At 71.0% G+C, this 26,228-nt stretch carries 25 protein-coding genes; 18 read left to right on the forward strand and 7 right to left on the reverse strand.

Annotation, left to right across the window (positions count from 1 at the left end; all coding sequences use genetic code 11):
• Window positions 1-96: 96 nt before the first annotated feature.
• Window positions 97-555: a hypothetical protein gene (locus ELI80_RS15500; RefSeq protein ID WP_136653203.1), complete on the reverse strand. Its 459-nt coding sequence runs from the start codon at window positions 553-555 to the stop codon at window positions 97-99.
• Between the two features lie 204 nt (window positions 556-759).
• On the opposite strand from ELI80_RS15500, the gene ELI80_RS15505 reads away from it, so the two are divergent.
• Both ELI80_RS15505 and ELI80_RS15510 read left to right on the forward strand, forming a co-directional pair.
• Window positions 760-1,821: an aldo/keto reductase gene (locus ELI80_RS15505; protein ID WP_236641535.1), complete on the forward strand. Its 1,062-nt coding sequence runs from the start codon at window positions 760-762 to the stop codon at window positions 1,819-1,821.
• 24 nt (window positions 1,822-1,845) lie between these two features.
• Complete coding sequence (locus tag ELI80_RS15510) at window positions 1,846-2,814, forward strand: NAD(P)H-dependent flavin oxidoreductase (protein ID WP_136653205.1); 969 nt, start codon at window positions 1,846-1,848, stop codon at window positions 2,812-2,814.
• A gap of 4 nt (window positions 2,815-2,818) precedes the next feature.
• On the opposite strand, the gene ELI80_RS15515 is transcribed toward ELI80_RS15510, so the two are convergent.
• The gene (locus ELI80_RS15515) at window positions 2,819-4,075 is read right to left on the reverse strand and encodes an RsmB/NOP family class I SAM-dependent RNA methyltransferase (RefSeq protein WP_136653293.1); all 1,257 of its coding nucleotides are present in this window, start codon (window positions 4,073-4,075) and stop codon (window positions 2,819-2,821) included.
• Between the two features lie 365 nt (window positions 4,076-4,440).
• Between ELI80_RS15515 and ELI80_RS15520 the strand changes: the two genes are divergently transcribed.
• Window positions 4,441-4,596 (forward strand): DUF1674 domain-containing protein, encoded by a 156-nt coding sequence (locus ELI80_RS15520; protein ID WP_136653294.1) that lies wholly within the window; start codon window positions 4,441-4,443, stop codon window positions 4,594-4,596.
• Between the two features lie 69 nt (window positions 4,597-4,665).
• On the opposite strand, the gene ELI80_RS15525 is transcribed toward ELI80_RS15520, so the two are convergent.
• Both ELI80_RS15525 and dapB read right to left on the reverse strand, forming a co-directional pair.
• Entirely contained in the window at window positions 4,666-5,967 is a 1,302-nt protein-coding gene (locus ELI80_RS15525) for a D-amino acid dehydrogenase (protein WP_136653206.1), read from the reverse strand.
• 163 nt (window positions 5,968-6,130) lie between these two features.
• Window positions 6,131-6,943, reverse strand: coding sequence for a 4-hydroxy-tetrahydrodipicolinate reductase (gene dapB, locus ELI80_RS15530; RefSeq protein WP_136653207.1), 813 nt, complete (start codon window positions 6,941-6,943; stop codon window positions 6,131-6,133).
• 72 nt (window positions 6,944-7,015) lie between these two features.
• Here dapB and rbfA point away from each other — a divergent pair, with 72 nt between their 5' ends.
• The 13 genes from rbfA to acnA all read left to right on the forward strand — a co-directional run bounded on the left by rbfA (window position 7,016) and on the right by acnA (window position 20,803).
• Window positions 7,016-7,462: a 30S ribosome-binding factor RbfA gene (rbfA, locus tag ELI80_RS15535; RefSeq protein WP_136653208.1), complete on the forward strand. Its 447-nt coding sequence runs from the start codon at window positions 7,016-7,018 to the stop codon at window positions 7,460-7,462.
• Window positions 7,452-8,228 carry a phosphodiester glycosidase family protein gene (locus tag ELI80_RS15540; protein WP_136653209.1) on the forward strand — a complete coding sequence of 259 codons (777 nt, stop codon included), beginning with the start codon at window positions 7,452-7,454 and terminating at the stop codon, window positions 8,226-8,228. Before rbfA ends, ELI80_RS15540 begins: the two co-directional genes overlap by 11 nt.
• Window positions 8,228-9,121: a tRNA pseudouridine(55) synthase TruB gene (truB, locus tag ELI80_RS15545; RefSeq protein WP_136653210.1), complete on the forward strand. Its 894-nt coding sequence runs from the start codon at window positions 8,228-8,230 to the stop codon at window positions 9,119-9,121. Before ELI80_RS15540 ends, truB begins: the two co-directional genes overlap by 1 nt.
• 102 nt (window positions 9,122-9,223) lie before the next feature.
• Window positions 9,224-10,432 carry an ABC transporter substrate-binding protein gene (locus ELI80_RS15550; RefSeq protein WP_136653211.1) on the forward strand — a complete coding sequence of 403 codons (1,209 nt, stop codon included), beginning with the start codon at window positions 9,224-9,226 and terminating at the stop codon, window positions 10,430-10,432.
• A 127-nt stretch (window positions 10,433-10,559) separates the two neighbouring features.
• Complete coding sequence (locus tag ELI80_RS15555; RefSeq protein ID WP_136653212.1) at window positions 10,560-11,759, forward strand: ABC transporter substrate-binding protein; 1,200 nt, start codon at window positions 10,560-10,562, stop codon at window positions 11,757-11,759.
• Between the two features lie 4 nt (window positions 11,760-11,763).
• Window positions 11,764-12,537, forward strand: a complete 774-nt coding sequence (locus ELI80_RS15560) for an ABC transporter ATP-binding protein (RefSeq protein WP_136653213.1) — start codon at window positions 11,764-11,766, stop codon at window positions 12,535-12,537.
• Complete coding sequence (locus ELI80_RS15565) at window positions 12,534-13,235, forward strand: ABC transporter ATP-binding protein (protein ID WP_136653214.1); 702 nt, start codon at window positions 12,534-12,536, stop codon at window positions 13,233-13,235. The genes ELI80_RS15560 and ELI80_RS15565 overlap by 4 nt, the downstream gene beginning before the upstream one ends.
• A 1-nt stretch (window position 13,236) precedes the next feature.
• Complete coding sequence (locus ELI80_RS15570; RefSeq protein ID WP_136653215.1) at window positions 13,237-14,124, forward strand: branched-chain amino acid ABC transporter permease; 888 nt, start codon at window positions 13,237-13,239, stop codon at window positions 14,122-14,124.
• Between the two features lies 1 nt (window position 14,125).
• Window positions 14,126-15,115, forward strand: coding sequence for a branched-chain amino acid ABC transporter permease (locus ELI80_RS15575; RefSeq protein WP_136653216.1), 990 nt, complete (start codon window positions 14,126-14,128; stop codon window positions 15,113-15,115).
• 98 nt (window positions 15,116-15,213) lie between these two features.
• A complete protein-coding gene (locus ELI80_RS15580; RefSeq protein ID WP_136653217.1) occupies window positions 15,214-16,176 on the forward strand; it encodes a Bug family tripartite tricarboxylate transporter substrate binding protein in 963 nt (320 codons plus the stop codon).
• Between the two features lie 57 nt (window positions 16,177-16,233).
• Window positions 16,234-16,704: a tripartite tricarboxylate transporter TctB family protein gene (locus ELI80_RS15585; RefSeq protein ID WP_136653218.1), complete on the forward strand. Its 471-nt coding sequence runs from the start codon at window positions 16,234-16,236 to the stop codon at window positions 16,702-16,704.
• Window positions 16,705-16,711: 7 nt separating this feature from the next.
• The gene (locus ELI80_RS15590) at window positions 16,712-18,211 is read left to right on the forward strand and encodes a tripartite tricarboxylate transporter permease (protein WP_136653219.1); all 1,500 of its coding nucleotides are present in this window, start codon (window positions 16,712-16,714) and stop codon (window positions 18,209-18,211) included.
• An 18-nt stretch (window positions 18,212-18,229) separates the two neighbouring features.
• Window positions 18,230-20,803 carry an aconitate hydratase AcnA gene (gene acnA, locus ELI80_RS15595; RefSeq protein WP_136653220.1) on the forward strand — a complete coding sequence of 858 codons (2,574 nt, stop codon included), beginning with the start codon at window positions 18,230-18,232 and terminating at the stop codon, window positions 20,801-20,803.
• A gap of 15 nt (window positions 20,804-20,818) precedes the next feature.
• Here acnA and ELI80_RS15600 read toward each other — a convergent pair whose 3' ends face one another.
• From ELI80_RS15600 to ELI80_RS15610, 3 genes are read right to left on the reverse strand one after another with little or no spacing between them, the layout of a single operon-like run.
• Window positions 20,819-23,032: a xanthine dehydrogenase family protein molybdopterin-binding subunit gene (locus ELI80_RS15600; protein ID WP_136653221.1), complete on the reverse strand. Its 2,214-nt coding sequence runs from the start codon at window positions 23,030-23,032 to the stop codon at window positions 20,819-20,821.
• On the reverse strand, window positions 23,032-24,000 hold the full coding sequence (locus ELI80_RS15605) for an FAD binding domain-containing protein (protein ID WP_136653222.1): 969 nt from the start codon (window positions 23,998-24,000) through the stop codon (window positions 23,032-23,034). Before ELI80_RS15605 ends, ELI80_RS15600 begins: the two co-directional genes overlap by 1 nt.
• Window positions 23,997-24,554: a 2Fe-2S iron-sulfur cluster-binding protein gene (locus tag ELI80_RS15610; RefSeq protein WP_136653223.1), complete on the reverse strand. Its 558-nt coding sequence runs from the start codon at window positions 24,552-24,554 to the stop codon at window positions 23,997-23,999. The genes ELI80_RS15605 and ELI80_RS15610 overlap by 4 nt, the downstream gene beginning before the upstream one ends.
• 99 nt (window positions 24,555-24,653) lie before the next feature.
• Here ELI80_RS15610 and ELI80_RS15615 point away from each other — a divergent pair, with 99 nt between their 5' ends.
• Both ELI80_RS15615 and ELI80_RS15620 read left to right on the forward strand, forming a co-directional pair.
• The gene (locus tag ELI80_RS15615) at window positions 24,654-25,577 is read left to right on the forward strand and encodes an XdhC family protein (protein ID WP_136653224.1); all 924 of its coding nucleotides are present in this window, start codon (window positions 24,654-24,656) and stop codon (window positions 25,575-25,577) included.
• On the forward strand, window positions 25,574-26,143 hold the full coding sequence (locus ELI80_RS15620; protein ID WP_136653225.1) for a nucleotidyltransferase family protein: 570 nt from the start codon (window positions 25,574-25,576) through the stop codon (window positions 26,141-26,143). Before ELI80_RS15615 ends, ELI80_RS15620 begins: the two co-directional genes overlap by 4 nt.
• The last annotated feature ends 85 nt before the right edge of the window (window positions 26,144-26,228 follow it).

A 26,228-nucleotide genomic window follows, 5' to 3' on the forward strand; every position in this document is an offset into this window, starting at 1 on the left:
TTGGGCGCGGCGGCGCGCGGCCGCAAGCGACAGACGCGTGAGTCCGGCGTGAAACCTGCGCCAACGGCGGGCCGCGGGCCGGTCACGCCGGACGCGTCAGTTGGTGAAGGCGTCGATCAGGTTGATCACGGCCAGGATCTTCCGCGTGTCGCTGTCGACGCGATAGACGCGGTCGTCGTCGCGGTAGTAGTCCCAGCCGCGCCGGCGTTCGAGGTCGTAGCGGTCGAAGTCGCGGATCACGGCATAGTCGCCGACCCGCAGCACGTCGCCGACGCGGGTGCCGTGGTGATCGTCATGCTTGCGCGCCTGGCCGGGCGGGACGCAGGGCGGGTTCTTCTTGGCCAGCCCCGGCGGGCAGGTGCGGGCATGATCCGCGTGACCGCGGCCGCGGCCATCGTCGTGACGGACGTGGCCGGCCTTCTCCTTGCCCCCGCTTGCGTGACCGTGACCCTTGCCGTTCCCGTGGCCGTTTCCGTGGCCCGGATCGGCCAGCGCCGGCATGGCTGCCATGCTCGCCGCCAGCACCGCCGCCGCGACCAGTGATCCCCTTTTCATCGCATTCTCCTGTCATCGCTCGAAGGATGCTACGCCGCCCGCGTCGGCGGGTTGCATCACGTTTGCCGGAACGCCCCGCGCCGCTGCGTCCCTTTCCGCCCCGCGCCCGAAAGGTTGCACCCGCCCGGCGGCGCTGGCAGGTTCCGCGTCATGACCGCGCCTGCCCTTGGTCGACGAGGGCAAGCCCCTGCAAAGGACGACAGCTTGAAAACCCGCAAGATCGGCAGCCTGACCGTGTCCGACGTGTGCCTGGGCACCATGACCTACGGCAACGCGACGCTGCGCGAGGACGCCTTCGCCCAGATGGACCGCGCGCTCGACGCCGGGATCGGCTTCTGGGACACGGCCGAGATGTATCCGGTCAACCCCGCCACGGCCGAAACCTACGGGTTGAGCGAGATCATCATCGGCGAGTGGTTCGCCCGATCGGGACGCCGCGCCGACGTGCAGATCGCCACCAAGGCCAGCGGCAAGGGGGGAAGCGGCCGCTTCAGCCGGGGCGACGCCGGGTTCGAGCCGGGCAACATCGAGGAAGCGGTGGACCTGTCGCTGAAGCGGCTGCAGACCGACGTCATCGACCTGTACCAGCTGCACTGGCCCAGGCGCGGCACCTACGCCTTCCGCGGCAACTGGACCTACGACCCCGGCACGTCGAGCAAGGCGCGGGTCGAGGACCACATGAACGGCATCGCCGAGGCGATGGGCCGCGTCGTCGCCTCCGGCAAGGTGCGCGAGTTCGGCCTGTCCAACGAGACGGCATGGGGCACGATGGCCTGGAACGCCGCCGCCGATCGCACCGGCGGGCCGCGCGTCGTGTCGATCCAGAACGAATACGGGCCGCTCCACCGGCTCTACGACACCGACATGGCCGAGGTCGGGCAGAAAGAGGACGTGACGCTGCTGGCCTACTCGCCGCTCGCGGCGGGGCTGGCGACCGGCAAGTATTCGGGCGGCGCGACGCCGCCGGGCAGCCGCGCGGCGGTGGACGTGGCGCATGGCGGGCCCGGCAACCTCGGCGGGCGGCGCACCGACCGCGGGGTCGAGGCGGCCGACGGGTGGGTCGCGCTGGCGCGGGATCTCGGCCACGACCCGGTCCACCTCGCCATCGCCTTCGTCCGCGCGCGCCCGTTCCCGGCCATCCCGATCATCGGCGCGACCGACACGGGCCAGCTCGACCACCTGCTGGCGGGGCTCGACGTCACCATCGACGCCGACGCCGCACCCCGGATCGACGCCTTCCACCGCGCCCACCCGCTTCCCTTCTGACCTTCCGGCACCTGCGAGGACACCATGCTTCCGCCGCTTCTGCAGAACCTCCGCATCCCCGTCGTCGCGTCGCCCATGTTCATCGTGTCCGGCCCCGATCTCGTCATCGAGCAGTGCAAGGCCGGCATCGTGGGGTCGTTCCCGGCGCTGAACGCGCGCGAGAAGGACGGGGAGCCGCCGCTGCTCGACGCGTGGCTGACGCGGATCGAGGAGGAACTGGATCGCCACAACCAGGCCAATCCCGACCGCCCCGCCGCGCCCTTCGCGGTGAACCAAATCGTCCACAAGTCGAACACGCGGCTGGAACGCGACCTCGAGATCTGCCACCGCCACAAGGTGCCGATCTGGATCACCAGCCTCGGCGCGCGGCCCGAGGTCAACCACGCCGCCCACGACTGCGGCGGGATCGCGCTGCACGACATCATCAACGTGACCTTCGCCAGGAAGGCGCTGGAAAAGGGCGCCGACGGGCTCATCGCGGTGGCGGCGGGCGCGGGCGGGCACGCGGGCAAGCAGAACCCCTTCGCGCTGGTCCAGGAGATCCGCGAGTTCTTCGACGGGCCGCTGCTGCTGTCGGGCGCGATCGCGACGGGGCGCGCAATCCTGGCCGCGCGGGCGGCGGGCGCGGACCTCGCCTATATCGGCAGCCCCTTCATCGCCACGGTCGAGGCGAACGCCGTCGAAGGCTACAAGCAGATGATCGTGGACAGCGGCGCGGACGATATCGTGAACTCGTCGCTGTTCACGGGCATCCACGGCAACTACCTGAAGCCGTCGATCCGCAACGCCGGGATGGACCCCGACGCGCTGGAAAGCGCCGACCCCTCGAAGATGGACTTCAGCAAGGGCAGCGCCAAGGCCAAGGCGTGGAGCGAGATCTGGGGCTCGGGCCAGGGCATCGGCGCGGTCAAGTCGGTGCAGCCGGCGGCGGCGCTGGTGGACCGGCTGGCCGCGGAATACGCGGCCGCCCGGCGCGAGCTGTGCGCCGCCTGACGCCTCAGGCGTCCCGCACCAGCCGGGCGATGAAGAACCCGTCCATGCCGCCGCGCGCGGACCAGTAGTCCGGGCGCAGCCGCAGCCCGCCCGCCTCGGTGATCCACGCGGGCTCGATCCCCGGCAGGTCCGGACGCTCCACCCGCAGGGCGGGGTGGCGCGACAGGGCGGCCGCAAGCTGGTCCTCGCCCTCGGCCGGCAGCAGAGAGCAGACCGCATAGACCAGCCGCCCACCGGGCCTGAGCAGCGTGAGCGCATGGTCGATCAGCGCGGCCTGCAGCGCGGTCAGGTCGGCGATCCCGCCGCCGTCCCGGATCAAGGGCAGCTCCGGGTGGCGGCGGATCGTGCCGGTGGCGGAACAGGGGGCGTCCAGCAGCACCCCGTCGAGGGCCGCTTCCGGCCGCCAGTCCAGCGCGTCGCCCGCGACCAGCGTGGCGGACAGGCCGGTGCGGGACAGGTTCTCCTCGACCCGCGCCAGCCGCGCCGCGCTCAGGTCGATGGCGGTGACGGCCGCGCCGGCGGCGGCGATCTGCATCGTCTTGCCGCCGGGCGCGGCGCACAGGTCCGCGATCCTTTCGCCGGGCCGCGGGTCCAAGGCCATCACCGGCAGCGCGGCGGCGGCGTCCTGCACCCACCAGTCGCCCGCGTCGTAACCCGGCTGCGCCGTCACCTGCGAACCCGGCGGCAGGCGGTGGCTGCCGGTGGGAAGCCTTTCGCCCGGCAACTCGGCGCCGGGCTTGCCGCTGAGGTCGATCGGCGCGGCCCCTTCGTGCGCGGCCTCGATCGCGCGCGCCGCAGCCTCGCCCCACGCCGCCGCGACCGGCCCGCGCAGCCAGCCGGGCATCCGCGAGGGGGTGGCGGCGGCCCATGCCCCGCCCGCTTCGGCGGCCCGGCGCAGAACGGCGTTCACCATCCCCGCCGCTGCCGCGACCTTGGGCGACCCGCCCCGCGCCAGCGCCACTGCCGCGTTGACGACGCCGTGCGGCGCCTCGCCCAGCGCCAGCATTTCGGTCGTGGCGAGCGCGAGGATGTCCATGACCTCGGGCCGGGGCCGCCGCTGGATCAGGGGCGCGAGCGTCGCCTCGACCCGGCCCCCGTGGCGCAGGGTTTCCGCGGCGAGCCGCTGCGCGCGGGCGCGTTCGGCGGGGGAGAGGTGTTCGAGCAGACCCGCAGCCTCGGACAGCGTGGCGCCGCTGCGAACCGCCGCGATCAGGGCGAGCGCACCTGCGCGCGGGCCGGCCGGGATGTTTTCGGCGCGCATCCGCCGGTCAGGAGCCTTTTCGGCCTTGGGCCTCGCCTTGCGCTTCGCCTCGGGGTTCGCGGTGTCGGCGCGGGGCTTGCGCGCGGGCTTCGGGGGCCGCGCGGGGCGTTCGACGGGCGCGGGCTGCTGCGGCTCATGTGGCGCGGGTGGCACGGCGGGAACTTCCGCGCCGGGCTTCCGGCGCGGGCGCGCCTCGGCGCCGCTGTCCTGCGGGTGGGTGTCGTCGCGCTTGTCCATCGCCGCTCCGGTGCCTAGGTGGGGCACAGTGATAACCAAGCCATGCGGGTATTGCCATGACCGAACCGACCGGACCCCACTCGACGGTCCAGACCGGCGCCCCCGAAGGGCGGGCCGACCGCGCCCACCTGCCGCCCGCCGCGCAACGCGCGCTGGCCGAAGCCGAGGAGCGCCGCCGGACGGCCGCGCCGCTGGACCTTCCGGCCGAACTCGGCGGCCGCGACGGGCCGGAGCCGGTGCGCTACGGCGACTATGAGCGCAAGGGGATCGCCGTCGACTTCTGACCGGCGATCACCGCCGATCAGCCTGCGTCCGGCCGTGGCGAGTCAGGCGCCCCCGGCCACCCTGGCGGATCAGGCCGCCTCCGGCTCCAGCGGCGCCTGCGGGGCGCGGCCGTTGCGGGCGTAGCGCGCACAGGACAGGTCGTCGGCCCGGATCTCGGGCGTGCGGCCGCTGATGAGGTCGGACAGCACCCGCGCCGATCCCGCCGCCATGGTCCAGCCCAGCGTGCCGTGGCCGGTGTTGACCCACAGGTTCCCGACCGATGTCGGCCCGATGATCGGCGTCCCGTCCGGCGTCATCGGGCGCAGCCCGGTCCAGAACGTCGCGCGGTCCAGATCGCCCGCGCCGCCGAACAGCTCGCCCACCGATTTCGCCAGCGTCGCCCGCCGGCGCGGCGACAGCGACAGGTCGAACCCCGCAAGCTCGGCCAGCCCGCCCACGCGGATGCGATCGCCAAGCCGGGTGATCGCGACCTTGTAGGTCTCGTCCATCACGGTCGACACGGGGGCGCGGGATTCGTCCACGATCGGCAGCGTCAGCGAGTAGCCCTTGACGGGGTTGACCGGCAGGCGGACGCCGAAGGGGCGCACCAGCGCGGGCGAATGGCTGCCAAGCGCCACGACGAACAGGTCGCCCGTCAGGCGCCCGGCCGAGGTGCGGACCGCCTCGATCCGGCCGGTGGTGCCGGACTCCAGGCAGACGATGCTGGTGTCGTAGAAGAACCGTACGCCCTCGGCCTCGGCCATCGCGGCGAGGGACTGGGTGAAGATGTTGCAGTCGCCCGTCTCGTCGCCGGGCAGGCGCAGGCCGCCCGCGAGCAGGTGGCGCGAATGGGCCAGCCCCGGCTCGGCCCGGACGCAGCCGTCCACGTCCAGCTCCTCGAACGCGACGCCGTCGGCCTTCAGGATCTTGATGTCCTTGGCGACCGCCGCGACCTGCTTGTCGGTGCGGAACACCTGCAGCGTGCCCTGCGTGCGCTCGCCGTAGCGGATGCCGGTATCGCGGCGCAGCTGCTCGAGGCAGTCGCGCGAATACATCGCGACCCGCATCATGCGCTGCTTGTTGATCGCGTAGGCGTCGGCGGTGCAGTTCTTCAGCATCTGCGCCATCCAGGACGCGCGCCCGCGGTCGAGCGAGGCGTGCAGCACCAGCGGCGCGTGCCGCTGGAACATCCAGCGCAGCGCCTTCTGCGGGATGCCGGGCGCGGCCCAGGGGGTCGAATAGCCGGGCGAGATCTCGCCCGCGTTGGCGAAGCTGGTTTCCAGCGCGGCGGCGGGCTGGCGGTCCACGACCATGACCTCGTGCCCCGCGCGGGCGAGATACCACGCGCTGGTCACACCGATGACACCCGCACCCAGAACGACGATTCGCATGGCTTCCCTCCCCGGACGAACGCGAAGAGGATGGCGGATCTTGCCGCGAATGTGCTGCGAAACCGTTCGGCTGTCTGGGCGTTTTCCGCAAAAATCTACGGTGTTCTGGCGCCGAAGCGCACGAACATTGCGTCGATGCGGCGAATGGCCGGACGCTGGCCGGTCAGAGCCCCAGCACGTCGGCCATGTCGTATTCGCCCGGGCCCTTGTCCTGGCCCCAGATCGCGGCCCTGACCGCCCCCCGCGCGAAGATCGACCGGTCGGTCGCGACGTGGCGCAGGATCACCCGCTCGCCCGCGCCCGCGAAGATCACGTCGTGCTCGCCCACGACGTCGCCGCCCCGGATCGCCGCGAAGCCGATGCTGCCCTGGATGCGCGCGCCGGTGACGCCCTCGCGGGCAGGCGTGCGCAGCGCGTCCAGCGCGGCGCCCCGCCCCTCGGCCGCGGCCTCGCCCAGCATCAGCGCGGTGCCCGAGGGCGCGTCCACCTTCATCCGGTGGTGCGCCTCGACGATCTCGATGTCCCAGTCCTCGCCCAGCGCGGCCGCGACCCTGCGCGTCAGCCCGGCCAGCAGGTTGACGCCAAGGCTCATGTTGCCCGCGCGGATGACGGGCGCGTGGCGGGCGGCGGCGGCGAGCTTCTTCAGGTCGTCCGCCGACAGCCCGGTGGTGCCGATGACATGGACCGCGCGCGCCTGCGCGGCCAGTTCGGCAAAGGCGACCGTGGCGGCGGGCGCGGTGAAGTCGATCACCGCCTGCGCGCGGGCGATCGCCTCGACCGGGTCGTCGGTGACGGTGACGCCCACCGCCGCGCCGCCCATCGCGGTGCCCACGTCCTGCCCGACCCAGTCGCTGCCCTCGCGCTCGACGGCGCCGACGAGGCGGCAGCCGTCCGTCGCCAGCACCTCGCGGACCAGCATCCGGCCCATGCGCCCCGACGCGCCGGTGACGACGATGCCTGTCGATTGCTGATCCATCCGCGGCCTCACACTGTTGCCCCCTCGTCCTAGCCCGTTGCGGCGGGCCCTGCGAGACCCTAGATGGTGCCCATGGCATCCAACCGCTTCAATACCGGGCACGGCCCGTCGCAGCGCCAGCTGCGGGTGGGCGAGCTGATCCGCCGCACGCTCAGCGACGTGCTGCTGCGCGGCGACGTGCACGACCCCGACCTGAACCGCTTTTCCATCACCGTGGGCGAGGTCCGCACCTCGCCCGACCTGAAGGTGGCGACGGCCTACGTGCTGCCGCTCGGCGGCCACGACGCGGAAGAAGCGCTGGCCGCGTTGCGCCGCAACACGGGCGAGCTGCGCCATCACGTCGCCAAGGAAATGACGCTGAAATACGCGCCGAACCTGCGCTTCGTGCTGGACGAGACCTTCGACCGGATGGACGACACCCGCCGCCTGCTGGAACAGGACCGGGTGCGCCGCGACGTGGAACAGGACGGCGACGATCACGGCGACGACGAAGACGGCGAAGATCGCGATGGGACTTGACCTGACCCGCCGGGTCGGCCTCGCCATCGGCGCGCTGATCGCGATGACCCTGCCCGCCGTCGCCGACAGCTGCGAAAAGCGCCAGTTCGAGGGCAAGGGCTACGCCGTCTGCACGGTCGAGGCCGCCGACCAGGACAAGCTGCGCCTGTGGCTGGACGGGCCGGACGGGCGGATCCTGGGCGACTTCCGCGGTGTCCGCGGCACGCTGGCCCAAGGGCAGGTGCTGGCCTTCGCCATGAACGCGGGGATGTATCATACCGACTTCAGCCCGGTGGGGCTGTTCCGCGCCGACGGGGTGGAAAAGGGCGCGCTCGTGACCGGCGGCGGCGACGGGAACTTCGGCATGCGCCCGAACGGCGTCTTCTGCGTCGGCGCGAAGGCCCCGTTCCAGGTGATCGAAAGCCGCCGCTTCGCCGAGGCGCAGCCCGACTGCCGCCTTGCGACGCAATCCGGCCCGATGCTGCTGATCCAGGGCGATCTGCACCCGCGCTTCCTTCCCGACAGCGACAGCCGCTACATCCGGAACGGCGTCGGCGTGTCGCGCGACTTCAACACGGCATGGTTCGTGATCTCGGACAGCGCCGTGACCTTCCACGAATTCGCCCGCTTCTTCCGGGACGAGCTTTCCGCGCACAACGCGCTGTATTTCGACGGCTCGATCTCGCGGCTGTATGCGCCCGACATCAACCGCGCCGACTGGGGCCGCACGATGGGGCCGATCGTGGGCCTCGTGACGGGCGCCGCTGACGCGAAGGCAGGATCCTGATGGGGCGGAAGAAGGGCCGGGACGTGTCCGGCTGGCTGATCGTGGACAAGCCGGCCGGCGTGGGGTCGACCGACGTGGTGGGCCGCGTGCGCTGGGCGCTGGACGCGAAGAAGGCGGGGCACGCCGGCACGCTGGACCCCGATGCGACCGGGCTCCTGGCGGTGGCGCTGGGCGAGGCGACGAAGACCGTGCCCTACCTCACCGACGCGCTCAAGGCGTATGACTTCACCGTTGCCTGGGGCGCCGAGACCTCGACCGACGACGTGTCGGGCGAGGTGCTGCGGACTTCGGACGTGCGGCCCGACGCGGCGGCGGTCGAGGCCGCGCTGGCGCGGTTCCGGGGCGACATCATGCAGGTGCCGCCTTCGGTGTCGGCCGTGAAGGTGGACGGCGCGCGCGCCTACGACCTCGCCCGCGAGGGCGAGACGGTCGAGCTGCAGGCGCGTCCCCTGTGGGTCGAGGAGCTGGAGCTGCTGGAAGCGCGCGAAGACGGCGCCGACCTGCACATGGTCTGCGGCAAGGGCGGCTATGTCCGCGCCATCGCCCGCGACCTGGGTCGCGCGCTGGGGACGTTCGGCCATGTCGTCGGCCTGCGACGAGTCTGGTCGGGGCCGTTCGACGTGGAACAGGCGGTTCCGTTCGACCGGATCGACCGCGCCAGCATCGACGACCTGGACGCCGCCCTGCTGCCGGTCGAGTCCGCGCTGGAGCTGCCGCAGGTGCAGGCGACCGACGCGGGCGCGGCGCGGATCATGAACGGCAACCCCGGCCAGGTGATCGGCCACGCCGAATTCGGGACCGAGGTCTGGGTCAGCCACGAGGGCCGCGCCATCGGCATCGGCCGCTACATGGGCGGCGAGGTGCACCCCAGCCGCGTCTTCGTCCGCCCCTGAACCCACCCGCGGCGACCGGCCCCAACGCTGTTGCATTGCTCCCGCTCTTCGGCAAACCTGCTGCCCGACGACCGGCGGGGAGGCCGGTCGATGGGGGGATACATGACCAGACTTCTTCTTGGCGTCGCCGCGGCGGCGCTTCTTTCCGCGCCGGCCCTTGCCCAGGACGGAAAGATCTCCGATGGCCGCGTCAAGATCGGCATCCTCAACGACCAGTCCGGCGTCTATGCCGACTTCGGCGGGACGGGCTCGGTCGAGGCGGCGCGGATGGCGGTCGAGGATTTCGGCGGTACCGTGCTGGACGCGCCGATCGAGATCGTGAGCGCCGACCACCAGAACAAGGCCGACATCGCCAGCACCATCGCCCGCCAGTGGTACGACACCGAGCAGGTCGATTCCATCATGGAGCTGACGACCTCGTCCGTGGCGCTCGCGGTGCAGGCGCTGAGCCAGGAAAAGAAGAAGATCGACCTCGTGACCGGCGCGGCGACCGCCGACCTGACCGGCAAGGCGTGCTCGCCCTACGGCTTCCACTGGGCCTACGACACCCACGCGCTGGCGGTGGGCACCGGCGGCGCGCTGGTGGAACAGGGCGGCGACAGCTGGTTCTTCCTGACGGCCGACTACGCCTTCGGCTATTCGCTCGAGGAAAACACCTCGGCCGTGGTCAAGGAAAAGGGCGGCACGGTCGTCGGCGCGGTCAAGCACCCGCTGGCCACGACCGACTTCTCGTCCTTCCTGCTGCAGGCGCAGTCGTCGGGCGCCAAGGTCATCGGGCTGGCGAACGCGGGCCTCGACACGCAAAACACCATCAAGCAGGCGGCCGAGTTCGGGATCACGCAGGGCGGCCAGCGGCTCGCCGGGCTCCTGTTCACGCTGGCCGAGGTGCACGGGCTGGGCCTGGAAACCGCGCAGGGGCTGACGCTGACCGAAAGCTTCTACTGGGACCGTAACGACACCTCGCGCGAGTTCGGCAACCGCTTCAAGGAACGCACCGGGCGGATGCCGAACATGATCCAGGCCGGGACCTATTCCGGCGTGCTGCACTATCTCAAGGCGATCAAGGAAGCGGGCACCGACGAGACCGAGGACGTCGCCGCCAAGATGCGCGAGCTGCCGGTCAATGACGCCTTCGCCGAAAATGGCCGCGTGGGCGCGAACGGGCGCATGATCTCGGACGTGTACCTGCTGGAAGTGAAGAAGCCCGAGGAAAGCAAGGGCGAGTGGGACTACTACAACGTCCGCGCGACCATTCCGGGAGACCAGGCCTACCTGGATCCGGCGCAGTCGGGGTGCCCGCTCGTCGAGTGACGCGCGCGTCGACGGGAAGGCGTGGCGCCGGAGCGGTCCCGGCGCCACTCAATGCTTGCATCAAGCCACGTCATCAGGGAACGTGGCGCAACGCCGCCAGAAGTCGCGGCCGCCTTGGGAGGAAAGCATGAAGAAGATCCTGATGACCGTCGGCGCGGGGGCGCTGATGGCCTCGGCCGCGCATGCGGAAATTTCGGACAATGTCGTCAAGATCGGCATCCTCAACGACCAGTCGGGGCCCTATTCGGCCCTGGGCGGCGTCGGCTCGGTGGACGCCGCGCGGATGGCGGTCGAGGATTTCGGCGGCACCGTGCAGGGCGCGCCGATCGAGATCGTCGGCGCCGACCACCAGAACAAGGCCGATGTCGGCGCGACCATCGCCCGCCAGTGGTACGACACCGAAAAGGTGGACGCGATCATGGACCTGACCACCTCGTCGGTGGCGCTGGCCGTGCAGGCGCTGTCGGGCGAAAAGGGCAAGATCGACATCGTCACCGGCGGCGGCACGACCGAACTGACCGGCAAGGCCTGCACGCCCTACAGCTTCCACTGGGCCTATGACACCCACGCGCTGGCAGTGGGCACCGGGGAACAGGTCGTGAAGCAGGGCGGCGACAGCTGGTTCTTCCTGACCGCCGACTACGCCTTCGGCTATTCGCTCGAGGAAAACACCAGCAAGACGGTGGAAGCCGCGGGCGGCAAGGTCCTGGGCTCGGTCCGCCATCCGCTGAACAACACCGACTACTCGGCCTTCCTGCTGCAGGCGCAGGCGTCGGGCGCGAAGGTGATCGGGCTTGCCAGCGCCGGGCTGGACACCCAGAACGCCATCAAGCAGGCGGCCGAATTCGGCATCACGCAGGGCGGGCAGAGCCTGGCCGGGCTGCTGCTGTTCATCACCGACGTCCACGGGCTGGGCCTTCAGACCGCGCAGGGGCTGTACCTGACCGAAGGCTTCTACTGGGACCGCGACGACCAGTCGCGCGAGTTCGCCACCCGCTTCAAGGAACGCAACGGCGGCATGCCGTCGATGATCCACGCAAGCACCTATTCGGCGGTGCTGCAGTACCTCAAGGCGATCGACGCCGCCGGTGGCGACGATTCCACCGCGGTCGCGGCGAAGCTGAAGGAAATGCCGGTGGACGACGTGTTCGGGCGCGGCGTGAAGGTCGCGGCCAACGGGCGGCTGATGAACACCCAGTACCTGATGCAGGTCAAGACGCCCGAGGAAAGCACGGGCGAGTGGGACTACTTCAAGATCCTGGCCGAGATCCCGGGCGAGGAAGCCTACATGGACCCGGCCCAATCGGGCTGCCCGCTTGTCCAGTAACGCGATGGCGCAGGCCTCAACCTCGACCGAGCCGCGGGTGGTGCTGACCGCCCGCGGCCTTGGCAAGGACTTCTTCGGGTTCACGGCGGTCAACAACGTGAACCTGGACGTCCACCACGCCCGCATCCACGCCCTGATCGGTCCGAACGGGGCCGGAAAGACCACGGTCTTCAACCTGCTGACCAAGTTCCTGCAGCCGACGCGCGGGCAGATCACGCTGCTGGGGACCGACATCACCGGCACCCGCCCCGACGCCGTGGCGCGGATGGGGCTTGTCCGGTCGTTCCAGATCTCGGCCGTGTTCCCCGACCTGACGGTGCTGGAAAACGTTCGCGTCGCGCTGCAGCGTCCCGCCGGGCTGCACGTCCAGTTCTGGCGCGGCATGGGCGCGCTGGACCGCCTGAACGCGCGCGCGGACGAGCTGATCGACAACCTCGGCCTCGCGCCCTGGCGCGACACCCGCGCCGCCGACCTGTCCTATGGCCGCAAGCGCGTGCTGGAGATCGCGACGACCCTCGCGCTCGACCCCGAGGTGCTGCTGCTGGACGAGCCGATGGCCGGCATGGGGCACGAGGACGTGCACATGGTCGCCGACATCATCCGCGGCGTGGCGCAGTCCCGCGCAGTGCTGATGGTCGAACACAACCTGTCGGTCGTCGCCGACATCTGCCACCACGTCACGGTCCTGCAGCGCGGCGAGATCCTCGCCGAGGGCGACTACGCGACCGTGTCCGCCGATCCGCGCGTGCGGACCGCCTACATGGGATCCGAGGCATGACGCCGCTGCTGGAAGTCCGCGACCTGAACGCCTGGTACGGGGAAAGCCATGTCCTCCACGGCGTGAACATGCACGTGAGCAAGGGCGAGACGGTCTGCATCCTGGGCCGCAACGGCATGGGCAAGACGACCACGCTGCGGTCGATTATGGGGATCGTGCGGCAGCGACAGGGCCGGATCACGCTGGGCGGGCAGGACCTGACGGCGCTGCCGCTGCACCGCACCGCGCACACGGGCCTCGGCTTCGTGCCCGAGGAGCGCGGCATCTTCGCCACCCTGTCGGTCGAGGAGAACCTGCTTCTGCCCCCCGTCATCTCGCAGGGCGGCATGACGCTGGACGAGATCTACCGCCTGTTCCCGAACCTGCTGGAACGGCGCCGCAGCCCCGGCACGAAGCTGTCGGGCGGCGAGCAGCAGATGCTGGCGATCGCCCGCATCCTGCGCACCGGCGCCACGACCCTGCTTCTGGACGAGCCGACCGAGGGGCTGGCCCCCGTCATCATCGACGCCATCGGCGTGGTGCTGCGCGAACTGCGCGCACGGGGCATGACGGTCGTGCTGGTGGAACAGAACTTCCGCTTCGCGTCGAAGGTCGCGGACCGCTTCTACATCATGGATCACGGGCAGATGACCCACGAATTCCCGGTGGGCGAACTGGCCGCCCGCATGGACATGCTGCACGAAACGCTGGGGGTCTGACATGCCCATGATTTTCGGTATCCCCGTCCAGGCGCTGATGGGGCAGTTGCTCGTCGGCCTGATCAACGGGTCGTTCTACGCGCTGCTGTCGCTGGGACTGGCGGTGATCTTCGGCCTGCTGCGCGTCATCAACTTCGCGCATGGCGCGCAGTACATGCTGGGCGCCTTCGTGGCGCTTCTGGTGCAGACGTGGCTGGGGCTGAACTACTGGTTCGCGCTGATCCTCGCGCCGCTGATCGTGGGGGCGTTCGGCGCGCTGGTGGAACGCTCGATGCTGTCGCGGCTCTACAAGCTGGACCATCTCTACGGGCTCCTGTTCACCTTCGGCCTCGCGCTGACGCTCGAGGGGCTGTTCCGCTGGCAGTTCGGCGCGTCGGGGCAACCCTACGCCCCGCCGCCCGCGCTGACCGGCGGCGTGAACCTGGGCTTCATGTTCCTGCCGCTCTATCGCGGCTGGGTCGTGGTGGCGTCGCTGGTGATCTGCCTCGCCGTCTGGGCGCTGATCGAGAAGACGCGGCTGGGCGCGACGCTGCGCGCGGCGACCGAGAACCCGGTCATGGTGCAGAGCTTCGGGATCAACGTGCCGATGCTGCTGACGCTGACCTACGCGCTCGGCGCGGGGCTGGCGGCGCTGGCGGGCGTGCTGGCCGCGCCGATCTACCAGGTGTCGCCGCTGATGGGGTCGAACATCATCATCGTCGTGTTCGCGGTGGTCGTGGTCGGCGGCATGGGGTCGATCATGGGGGCGATCGTGACCGGCTACCTGCTGGGCATCGCCGAGGGGCTGACCAAGGTCTTCTACCCCGAGGCGTCCAACATCGTGATCTTCGTCATCATGGCGATCGTGCTGATCCTGCGCCCGGCAGGCCTGTTCGGAAAGGAAGCCTGAGATGGCCAACCACACGCAAGCGGCCGGCAAGGCCGGGGCCGCCAACGTGGCGCGGCCGCGGGGCGCGGGATGGGTGCTGGTGCTGATCGCGCTGGCGGCCCTGATCATCGCGCCCTTCGTCTCCTACCCCGTGTTCGTCATGAAGCTGCTCTGCTTCGGCCTGTTCGCGGCGGCGTTCAACCTGCTCCTGGGCTTCACCGGCCTTCTGTCCTTCGGGCACGCGGCCTTCTTCGGCGGCGCCGCCTACTTCACGGCACATGCCGCGAAGGTCTGGGGCTGGCAGCCCGAATGGGCGATTCTCATCGGCGTCGCAGGGGCGGCGCTCCTCGGGCTGGTGATGGGCGCCATCGCGATCCGGCGGCAGGGCATCTACTTCGCCATGATCACGCTGGCGCTGTCGCAGATGTTCTTCTTCGCCTGCCTGCAGATGCCCTTCACCCATGGCGAGGACGGGATCCAGTCCGTGCCCAAGGGTTCGCTGTTCGGCGTGATCGAACTGAACCAGGGCCTGAACATGTACTGGTTCGTCGCCGTCGTCTTCGCGCTTGCGCTGTGGGCGATCTGGCTGATCGTCCATTCGCCCTACGGCATGATCCTGAAGGCGATCCGCGAGAACGAGCAGCGGGCGATCTCGCTCGGCTACTCGGTCGCGCGCTACAAGCTGGGCGCGTTCGTGATGTCGGCGGCCTTCGCGGGCCTCGCCGGCGGGATGAAGGCGCTGGTGATGGAATTCGCGACCCTCACCGACGTGGCGTGGCAGATGTCGGGCGAGGTGATCCTGATGACGCTTCTGGGCGGAATCGGAACGATGGCCGGCCCGATCGTCGGCGCGGGCGTCATCATCGCGCTGCAGAACCGGCTGGCCACGTCGGACGTGCCGGTCACGGTCGTCACCGGGATCGTCTTCATGATCTGCGTCCTGCTGTTCCGGCGCGGCATCGTGGGCGAGCTTGCCGACACCCGGCTGGGCCGCATGCTCGGGCTGCGCTGACAGCCAGCCCCGGCCTGCCCGCAAGGACGGCAGCAACGATGTTGCCTTTCGGCAGGACGGGGACCACACAGGTCAACAGGGTATCTGGGGAGGAACTCATGTCATTCTTCACGTCGCGGCTTGCGGCCGCGTGCATCGCCGTCGCGGCGATGGTCTCGCCCGCGGTGGGGCAGGATCTGGAACTGAGCATCATCGCCCCGGCGGGCGCGGGCGGCGGCTGGGATGCGGCCGCGCGCGCGCTGCAGGACGCGATGGTCAAGTCGGGCAACGCCCGCAGCGTGCAGGTGCAGAACGTGCCGGGCGCGGGCGGAACCGTGGGGCTGGCGCAGTTCGCGCAGTCCGCGCGCGGGTCCGATGACCAGCTGCTGGTCGGCGGGATCACCATGGTCGGCGCGATCCTGACCAACAACTCGCCGGTCGACCTGAGCAGCGTCACCCCGCTCGCGCGGCTGACCGGCGACCCGCTGGTCGTGGTGGTGCCGAAGGCATCGCCCGACCAGACGCTCGCGGACCTGACCGCCGCGATCAAGGGCGATGTCGCGAACACGATCTGGGCCGGCGGATCGGCCGGCGGCGCCGACCACATCCTGGCCGCGCTGATCACGCAGGCTGCGGGCGCGGACCCGTCCAAGGTCAACTACGTCGCCTATTCGGGCGGCGGCGAGGCGCTGGCCGCGATGCTCGGCGGGCAGGTCACGGCCGGGATCTCGGGCTACGGCGAATGGCAGGGCCAGATCGAATCCGGCGACCTCCGCGCGCTGGCCATTTCCTACCCCGAGCCGATCGAGGGGATCGCCGCGCAACCGCTCAAGGCGCAGGGCGTCGATGTCGAGCTGGTGAACTGGCGCGGCGTGTTCGCGGGGCCGGACATCCCGGACGAGACGAAGGCTGCGCTGTCCACCGCCATCGCCAACACCGTGAAGTCGCCCGAGTGGCAGGAAATCCTGAAGGCGCGCGGCTGGACCGACTACTACGCGCCCGCCGACGAGTTCGCGACCTTCATCGCGTCCGAGAACGAGCGCGTCGGCGCGACCCTGCGCGCCATCGGGCTGGCGAAGTAACGATCCGGGGGACGCGGAGGTCATCCGCGCCCCCCGCCCATCTCGGGGGTTCACGCAATGCAGCCGCCTGCCCGCACGGGGTTCCACCGCCCCACCCTCATCATCGGCGTGGGCCTGTTCGCGCTGGCCGCGGTCACGTGGTTCGACGCGCGGTCGATGACGATCCGGGCCAACTACGGCATGGGTGCGGACGCCGCGTCCTACTTTGTCGCGGCGTTCCTCGGCGTCCTCGGCGCGGGCCATCTGATCGCCGCGATGCGGCCGGGCATCCGCGCCGACGACACCGACTGGGCGGGGGTCGGCTGGGTGCTGCTGGCGCTCGTCGGGCTGATCGGGTCGATCTGGATGGGCGCGGGGTTCATCATCGGCTCGACGCTTCTTTTCGCCTTCACCGCGCGGTCCTTCGGACGCCGGGCGCTGCTCGCAGACCTGCTGATCGGGCTGGCCCTGTCCACGTTGATCTTCCTTCTGTTCAACAAGCTCCTGCAACTGGCCCTGCCGGCGGGTCCGCTGGAACGTCTGTTCTGAGGTCGCCATGGACGCGCTGACGCAGCTTTTCCACGGGTTCGGCGCGGCGATCCTGCCCATGAACCTGCTGTTCGCCGCCATCGGCGTCCTTCTGGGCACGGCCGTCGGCGTCCTGCCCGGCATCGGCCCGGCGCTGACCGTGGCGCTCCTGCTGCCCGTCACCTTCCAGCTAGACCCGGGCGGCTCGCTCATCATGTTCGCGGGCATCTACTACGGCGGCATGTACGGCGGCTCGACCACCGCGATCCTCCTGAACACGCCGGGCGAGGCCGCGTCGGTCGTGACCGCGCTGGAAGGCAACCGCATGGCCCGCAGCGGCCGGGGCGGACCGGCGCTGGCCACCGCGGCGCTGGGGTCGTTCGTGGCCGCGCTGATCGCCACGGCCGGGCTCGCCTTCCTCGCGCCCTGGCTCGTCAAGGTCGCGGTCCGGTTCGGGCCGTGGGACTATTTCGGGCTCATGCTCATCGCCTTCGTCACCGTGTCGGCCACGTTCGGATCGTCGCCCCTGCGCGGGCTGACCAGCCTCGCGCTCGGCCTGTGGCTGGGGCTGATCGGGATCGACCAGCTCACGGGGCAGACGCGGCTGACCTTCGGCGTCCCCAACCTGTTCGACGGGATCGAGGTCACGACGCTGGCCGTGGGCCTGTTCGCGATCGGCGAGGCGCTCCACGTCGTCTCGCGCCACGCCTTCGCGCCGGAAAAGCCGATCCCGATCAAGGGCTCGGTCTGGATGACGCGGAAGGACTGGGGCCGGTCGTGGAAACCCTGGCTGCGCGGTGCCGCGATCGGCTTTCCGATCGGCGCGCTACCGGCGGGCGGGGCCGAGATCCCGACCTTCCTCAGCTACACCGCCGAGCGCAAGCTGTCGCGCCACCCCGAGGAGTTCGGCACCGGTGCGATCGAGGGCGTGGCGGGACCGGAGGCCGCGAACAACGCATCCGCCGCCGGGTCGCTGGTGCCGCTGCTGACGCTGGGTCTGCCAACCTCGGCCACGGCCGCGGTGATGCTCGCGGGCTTCCAGCAGTACAACATCCAGCCGGGGCCGCTGCTGTTCGTCCAGCACGCGGACCTCGTCTGGGCGCTGATCGCGTCGCTCTTCATCGCGAACGTCATGCTGCTGGTCCTGAACCTGCCGCTGGTCGGGCTGTGGGTGCAGCTGCTGAAGATCCCGATGCCGTGGCTTTACGCGGGCATCCTGGTGTTCGCGACGATGGGCACGATCGCGGCGAACCCTTCCGTCGTGGAACTGCTGCTGCTGTCGGGCTTCGGCGTCCTGGGCTTCATCATGCGACGATACGACTATCCCGTCGCGCCCGTGATCGTGGGCCTAATCCTCGGCCCGATGGCCGACAGCCAGCTGAGGCGGGCGCTGCAGATGAGCCTCGGCGATCCGATGGTGCTGTTCCGCCACCCCGGATCGGCCATCATGATCGTGATCGCGGCCCTTGCCCTGCTGGCCCCGTTCCTGTTCCGCGGCCTCGCGGCGCTGCGCAAGGAAGAGGACTGACCCGAAAGGGCACCGCCGATGGAGTTCGAGACCGAACTGTCGCTGGGTGGCACCCGCCACCGGATCATCGACCTGCCCGCCGCAGCGGCGGGCCGGATCGGGCGGATGCCGCACATCCACCGCATCCTGCTGGAAAACGTGCTGCGAACCGGGGGAAAGGACGCCCGCGCCGCCCGTTCCGCGATCATGGCGGCGCTCGACGGCCCGTCCGACGCGGAAATCCCGTTCCTGCCCGGGCGCGTCCTGATGCACGACACCACCTGCGGCCCGGCGCTGGTGGACATCGCGGCGATGCGTTCGACGCTGGCCGAGGCCGGGTTCGACCCGCGCCTGCTGAACCCCGTGCTGCCGGTGGACGTATCCACGGACCATTCGCTCGCGGTCGATTTCTTCGGCGGGCGCGGGGCGATGGAACGCAACCTTGCCAACGAATACCGCCGCAACGGCGAACGCTACCGCTTCATGAAGTGGGCGACCGCCGCGCTCGACGGGTTCCGCGTGCATCCGCCCGGCACGGGGATCATGCACACGCTGAACCTCGAACGCCTCGCGACCGTGGTGGCGGCGCGCGACGGCTGGCTGATGCCCGACGCGATGATCGGCACCGACAGCCACACGCCGATGATCAACGGGCTCGGCGTCCTGGGCTGGGGCGTCGGCGGGATCGAGGCGGAAAGCGTCTTCTTCGGCATGCCCGTGATGCTGCGGGTGCCCGACGTGGTGGGGGTGCGCCTGACGGGCCGGCTGCGTGAAGGCGTGACGGCGACCGACCTTGCGCTGACCGTCACGGAACGGCTGCGCCGGATCGACCTGTCCGACCGCTTCGTGGAGTTCTTCGGGCCGGGCGTGTCCACGCTGTCGGCCGGGGACCGGGCCGCGGTCGCCAACATGGCGCCAGAGTTCGGGGCGAACACCGGCTTCTTCCCGGTGGACGCGGCCGTGCTGGACTACCTGGCCGCGACGGGGCGCGACCTCGCCCTGATCGAGCGCGTCGGCGCCTACTGCCGCAGGCAGGGCCTGTGGTTCGACCCCGACGAGATGCCCGCGTTCCCCCAGGTGGTCGAACTGGACCTCGCTCGGGTCGAGGTCAGCGTCGCGGGCCCCCGCCGCCCGCAGGACCGCCTGCCCGCATCCGCCACGGCGCAGGGCGCGGCCGCGGTGCGCGGCGCCCCGCCCTGCCATCACGCGGCGGGCGAGGTTCCCGACGGCGCCGTCGCCATTGCCGCAATCACCAGCTGCACCAACACCACCGACCCGCGGCTGCTGGTCGCCGCCGGTCTCGTCGCGCGCCGCGCCCGCGCGCTGGGGCTGGCGCCGCCTCCCTGGGTCAAGACATCGCTCGCCCCCGGATCGCCCACCGCCCGGCGCTACCTGGAACGCGCGGGGCTGCTGGACGACCTGGAGGCGGTAGGCTTCGGCATCGTGGGCTTCGGCTGCACCACCTGCATCGGCAACTCGGGCGACCTGACCCCGGCCTCGGCCGAGGCGCTGGCCGACGGGCGGTTGCAGGCGGCGGTGCTGTCGGGCAACCGGAACTTTCCCGGCCGGGTCCACCCGCAGCTGGAAGCGGGGTTCCTCGCCTCGCCGCCGCTGGTCGTGGCCTTCGCGCTCGCGGGCGACGTCGAGCGCGACATCCTGCGCGACGACATCGCGCCGGGCGTGCGGCTGGCCGACCTGTGGCCCACGGGGGCCGAGATCGACGCGGCGCTGGCCGCCGGCGCCGACCCCCGCGATTTCGCCGCCGCCTATGACGAGGCCGAGGCAAGCCGCCTGTGGTCCGACCTCGACGCGCCCGCGACCGCGCTGTTCCCGTGGGACGAGGCGTCCACCTACATCCGCCGCCCGCCCTTCGCCTCTGCAGGCGACGGAACCAGGCTTGGCCGCTACACCGCCCGGCCCCTGCTGGTGCTGGGCGACGACATCACGACCGACCACATCTCGCCCGCAGGCGCGATCCCCGCGTCGGGCGAGGCGGGGCGCTGGCTGACCGCGCGCGGCGAGAACCCGCGCGACCTCAACGTCTTCTCGTCCCGTCGCGGCAACTGGGAGGTGATGCTGCGCGGGCTCTACACCAACCGCAACGTGGTGAACCTGCTCGCAGAGGGCATCCCGCCCGGCGCCACCGTGACGCCCGGCGGCGACGTGCTGCCCCTGTGGCAAGCCGCCGCGCGCTACCGCGACGCGGGCGAGCCGGTCGTGATCGTCGCGGGGGAACGCTACGGCATGGGGTCGTCGCGCGACTGGGCCGCGAAGGGCGCGGCGCTGCTGGGCGCGCGCGCGGTGCTGGCGTCGAGCTTCGAACGCATCCACCGCGCCAACCTGATCGGCATGGGCGTCCTGCCCCTGCGCCTGGCCGAAGGCGTGACGCCGCAGATGCTGGCGCTGACGGTCCACGACCTGGTCGAGATCGACGCCGACCCCGCCCGCATCAGACCCCGCGCCCCGGTGCCCGTCACCATCCGCCACGAAGACGGCCGCACCGCCCGCTTCACCGGGACCGCAGCGATCGAGACCTCGCTGGAGGTCGAGACGCTGCGGCGGGGCGGGCTGCTGCCGCTGATCCTGAAGCGGGTGATGGGCGCGGCCGGCTGAGGCCGCGCCCCACCCTCAGCCCAGCTTTTCCAGCACCTTGTCCAGCGTCACCGGGAAGCTGCGGAAACGGTGGCCGGTGGCGTTCGCGATTGCGTTCACGATCGCCCCCGCCGTCCCGCAGCAGGCAAGCTCGCCGATGCCCTTGGCCTGCATCGGGTTGGCGTAAGGGTCGCGGTCGTCGAGGAACTCGATGTCGATATGCGGCACGTCGAGGTTCGCGGGGACGTGGTATTCCGCGAGATCCCGGTTCACGAAGCTGCCGTCGCGGGCGTCCGTCTCGACCTTCTCGTGCAGCGCCTGGCCGATCCCGAAGATCATGCCGCCGATGCATTGCGACCGCGCCGTCTTGGCGTTCAGGATGCGGCCACACGCAAATGTCGCGGCCAGGCGGCGGACATGCACCTCGCCGGTGACGCTGCTGACCGCGACCTCGGCGAACTGCGCGCCCCACGACGCCTGCTGGTGGCCAAGCGAGGTCAGCCCCTTCTTGATCGTGCCGGTGCCCTGCAGCGTGTCGCCCGCCAGCACCTCCGCCAGGGTGCGCCTGCGGTTCTCGGCGATGGCGTAGCCGTCCTTCAGGGTCAGCTCGTCGGGGTCGCACTCCATCCGCTTGGCAAGCTTCTGGCGCACGGCCTTGGCGGCCAGCATGACCGAGCTGCCCGACGACGCCGCGCCGAACGATCCCCCCGAACCGGACGACTGCGGCAGGTCGCTGTCGCCCAGCACGGTCGTCACGCGGTCGGCGGGCAGGCCCAGCACCTCGGCCGCGATCTGCGTGAGGATCGAATAGCTGCCGGTGCCGATGTCGGTCATGTCGGTTTCCACCCGCGCGGTGCCGTCCGGCAGCAGGATGACGCGGGCCGTGCTGGGTTCGAGCATGTTGACCCGGATCGCCGACGTCACGCCCATGCCGATCAGCCATTCCCCCTCGCGCCGCGCGCCCGGCGCCTGCCGGTTATGCCAGCCGAAGCTTTCCGCGCCGCGCCTGAGGCAGTCGGCCAGCCGGTGGCTGCTGAAGGGCCGGCCCGAGGACGGGTCCTTCTCGGGGATGTTCCGCAGCCGGAACTCCACCGGGTCGATGCCGGCGGCGTGGGCCAGCTCGTCCATCGCGGCCTCGGTCACGGGCACGCCGATCGCCTCGCCCGGCGCGCGCATCGAGCCGGCGCAGGTGATGTTCAGGCGGCCGACATGGTGGCCGATCTTGCGGTTCTCGCCCTCATAGGTGAAGGGCGTGGCCTGGCTCACCGGCTCGCTGAAGGTTTCCGCGGGCAGGTTCGACACCCATGCCTCGTGTCCCACGCCGGTCATGCGGCCCTCGGCGTCGCAGGACAGACGCACGCGCTGGCGGCTTTCGCTGCGGCGGATCGTCGTCTCGAACTGCTGGCGGCGGTGCAGCGCGACCGCGACCGGGCGCCCCAGCTTTTGCGCGGCGATGGCGGCGGCGACGCCCTCGTGGCTGATGCCCAGCTTGCTGCCGAAGCCGCCGCCCACGTAGGGCGACAGGATCCGCACCTTCTTGGGGCTTATCCCCAGCGAATCCGCAAGCTCGGCCTTGTTCGAGCCGAGCATCTGGTAGCTGCCGCGCAGGGTGACGCTGCCGCCGTCCCACCATGCCACGGCCGCGTGGGGTTCCATCGCCGCGTGGCTCATTGAGGGCGTGTGGTATTCCACGTCGACGGCGAACGCGGCCCCGTCCATCGCGGCGTCGAGGTCGCCCTGCGAGGATTGCTGCGACCGGGGCGCCTCGTACTTCGCCTCGGCCGGGACGAACACGCCCTTCTCGCTGCGATCGTCGTAGTCGGCGCGCGCCTTGATCGCCGCATCCCGCGCCTGCTCGAACGTCTCGGCCACGACCAGCGCGATCGGCTGGCCCTTGTAGAAGATCTCGGCCGGGCCCTGGTAGGGCGCCTTGGAGGCCTGCCCCTGCGCCGGGTTCCGCAGCATCCGCTTGTCGCGGATCACGGCCAGCACGCCCGGCATGGCGCGCAGCTCGCGCGTGTTGAATCCCGTGACCCAGCCCTTCGAGATCGAGGACCGGACCAGCCACCCGTAGACGGTCCCGGGCGGGTGGTCCTCGTCGGCGTAGGTCGCGGTGCCGCTGACCTTCAGCGGGCCCTCGGGACGGTCCATGGGCGTGCCGATGATCCCCTGCGTGGTGCGGTCCAGCAGGTCTTCCTTGTCGGCAAAGTTCATCCGGTGGCTGAGGCTGACTTCGATCGGTTCGGACATCACTCGGCTCCTTCCGTGGCCTCGGCCAGCACCGCGGACAGGGTGCGGCGCAGCAGGGGGATCTTGAAATCGTTGTGGCCCTGCCCCCGCGCGCCGTCCAGCACGGCCTCGGCGGCGCGGTCGAACAGGTCGGGCGCGGGCGCCTGCCCTTCCAGCAGCGCCTCGGCCTCGGGCACGCGCCAGGGCTTGTGGGCGACGCCCCCGAAGGCAAGGCGAACATTGGACATGCGGCCCCCGTCCATCGCCACGACGGCGGCGACGGACACCAGCGCAAAGGCGTAGGACCGCCGGTCCCGCACCTTGCGGTAGATGTGCCGGCCCCCGAGCGGCGCGGGCAGGCGCACGGACAGGATCATCTCGCCGGGTTCTAGGGTGTTGTCGCGCTCTGGCGTGTCGCCGGGCAGGCGGTGGAACTCGGTCGCGGGGATGTCGCGCCTGCCGTTCGGGCCTTCCACCTCGACCACGGCGTCGAGCGCGCTCATGGCCACGGCCATGTCGCCTGGATAGGTGGCGATGCACGATTCGGACGCGCCGAGGATCGCGTGGATGCGGTTGATGCCGCCGATGGCGCCGCACCCCGATCCGGGCTCGCGCTTGTTGCAGGGCGCGTCGAGGTCATAGAAATAGTAACACCGCGTCCGCTGCATCAGGTTGCCGCCGGTGCTGGCGCGGTTGCGAAGCTGGGGGCTCGCCCCGGCAAGGATCGCGTGCGACAGAAGCGGCCAGTCCCGCCGCACCGTCTCGTCCGCCGCGCAGTCGGCGTTGCGCACCAGCGCACCGATCCTGACCCCGTCGCCGTCACGCTCGATCCGGTCAAGCCCGACATGGTTCACGTCGATCAGCCGGTCGGGCGTCTCGACCTGAAGCTTCATCAGGTCCAGCAGGTTCGTGCCGCCCGCGATGATGCGCGCATCCGTCCCGATCGCGTCGGCGGGGCTGGCGGCGCGGGAATAGTCGAACTGTCTCATGCCGCGCCCTCCGCTGCCAGCCGGGCGCCCGGCTGGCCACCCGCCTGACTGCCCGTCTCGCCGGCCGCGTCGCGGATCGCATCGACGATGTTGGGATAGCACGAGCATCGGCAGATGTTGCCCGACATGCGCTCGCGGATCTCCTCGTCGGTCAGGTCGGCCGCGCCGAGGTCGCCCGTCAGCTGGCTGGGCCATCCCTGCCGCAGCTCCTCCAGCATGGCGGTCGCGGACACGATCTGCCCCGGCGTGCAGTAGCCGCACTGGAACCCGTCGTGCTTGATGAACGCGCGCTGCAGCGGGGCGAGATTGTCCGGGGTGCCGATCCCCTCGATCGTGGTGATCTCGTCGCCGTCGTGCATCACGGCAAGCGTGAGGCAGGAATTGATCCGGCGGCCGTTCACGATGACGGTGCAGGCGCCGCACTGTCCGTGATCGCAGCCCTTCTTGGTTCCGGTCAGGTCAAGTCGCTGGCGCAAGGCATCCAGCAGCGAGACCCGGGGGTCGTCAAGCTGCAAGGTCTGCTGCGCGCCGTTGACGGTGAGGGTGACATCCATCCGCGGATCCTCCATGTCGGCTGCGTGGCTGCGGCGGAACAACCTTGCGCACGTCGGTGTTCCGTCCCGAGCGACAAATAATAGCAAGCGGCACACCGCATGACCCTGACCCGCCCCACCCCGCAAAGCGGTGAATCCACCGCGGAACCCGCGCCCAATCCGCTGGGCGATCCGCTGCCGGCGCTGGCGGGCGGCGGCGTGCTGGCGCTGATCACCGGGGTCGAGGGGCCGCATTACCGCAACCCCGGCACCTTCATGGCCTTTCCCGCGGCGGGCGGCAGGGTCGGACAGCTGAGCTCCGGCTGCATCGAGGCCGATCTGGCCATCCATGCGGCCGAGGTCGCGCAGGACGGCCGGGTCCGCCAGCTGCGCTACGGGGCCGGGTCGCCGTTCCTCGATCTGGTGCTGCCCTGCGGCGGGGGGCTGGACGTGGCGCTGGTGCCCGTGACCGATCCCGCGCCGATCCGGGCGGCGCTGGCGGCGCGCGATGCGCGGCGCGACATCACGCTGGGGATCGATCTCGATCACGGCACCGTCGCCGAGAACGGGCCGGGCTTCCAGCTGCGGCTGGAACCCGCGACGCGCTTCCTGGTCTGGGGCGCGGGGGTCGAGGCGGTGCGTTTCGCGGCCCTCGCCCGCGCCGCCGGTTTCCCCGCGGAGCTGACGACCCACGACGACGCCACCGCCGGCGCCGCCGCCGTCCAGGGCGTGGACCTGCGGCAGGGCGCGGACCCGACGCTCGTGGACGCCGACCCGTGGACCGCGGTGACGCTGTTCTACCACGACCACGACCGCGAGCCGCCGGTGCTTGCCCGCGCACTCGCAAGTCAGGCCTTCTACGTGGGCGCGCAGGGAAGCCTGCGCAGCCACCGCGCCCGCGTGCAGGCGCTGCGCGACATGGGCGTGACCGAGGCGCAGATCGCCCGCCTGCGCGGCCCGATCGGGCTGATCCCGTCCGCGCGCGATCCGCAGGTGCTCGCGGTATCGGTCCTTGCCGAGATCCTGGCCGAGGCCCGGCGATGAGCGCCCCTCCTTCGCCTTCGCCCCGGACCGCCGCGGTTCTGCTCGCCGCCGGGCATTCGCGCCGCTGGGGGCCTGATGACAAGCTGCTGGCCGAATGGAACGGGCGGCCGCTGGTGTCCTACGCGGCGTCGATGCTGTGCCGCGCGCCGGTGGACCTTCGCGCCGCGGTCGTGCGCGATCCGCAGATCGGCGCGCTGGTCGACCAGGCGACGCTGCTTGCGCCCGAAGGCGACGACCAGTCGTCGAGCCTTCGCGCCGCCGTCCGCTGGGCCGGGCAGATGGGCGCGGGGCGGCTGCTCGTGCTGCTGGGCGACATGCCGCTGGTGACCGAACGGCTGCTGGTCGCGATCCTCGGCGACTGCAAGGACGACACGCCGTCGGCCGCGCGCCACCCCGACGGCCGCCCCGGCGCGCCCGCCTGCTTTCCGGGGAGCCTGTTCCCGGCGCTGTCGAACCTGCACGGCGACCGCGGCGCGGGCGAGCTGCTTCAGGACGCGACCTGCGTTTCCGCCCCCGCGACAGAGCTGGTGGACGTGGACGTGCCGCAGGACTTGTCGGCGGGGTGAGCGCGGGAACGACGGGCCATCCGGGTCGAGCACCGAGACACGACGCTCATCGGCGCTGAGCGGAAGCTGTGAGCCGGGACCGGTC

The organism is Paracoccus aeridis (assembly GCF_004923205.2).
Lineage (GTDB): Bacteria > Pseudomonadota > Alphaproteobacteria > Rhodobacterales > Rhodobacteraceae > Paracoccus > Paracoccus aeridis.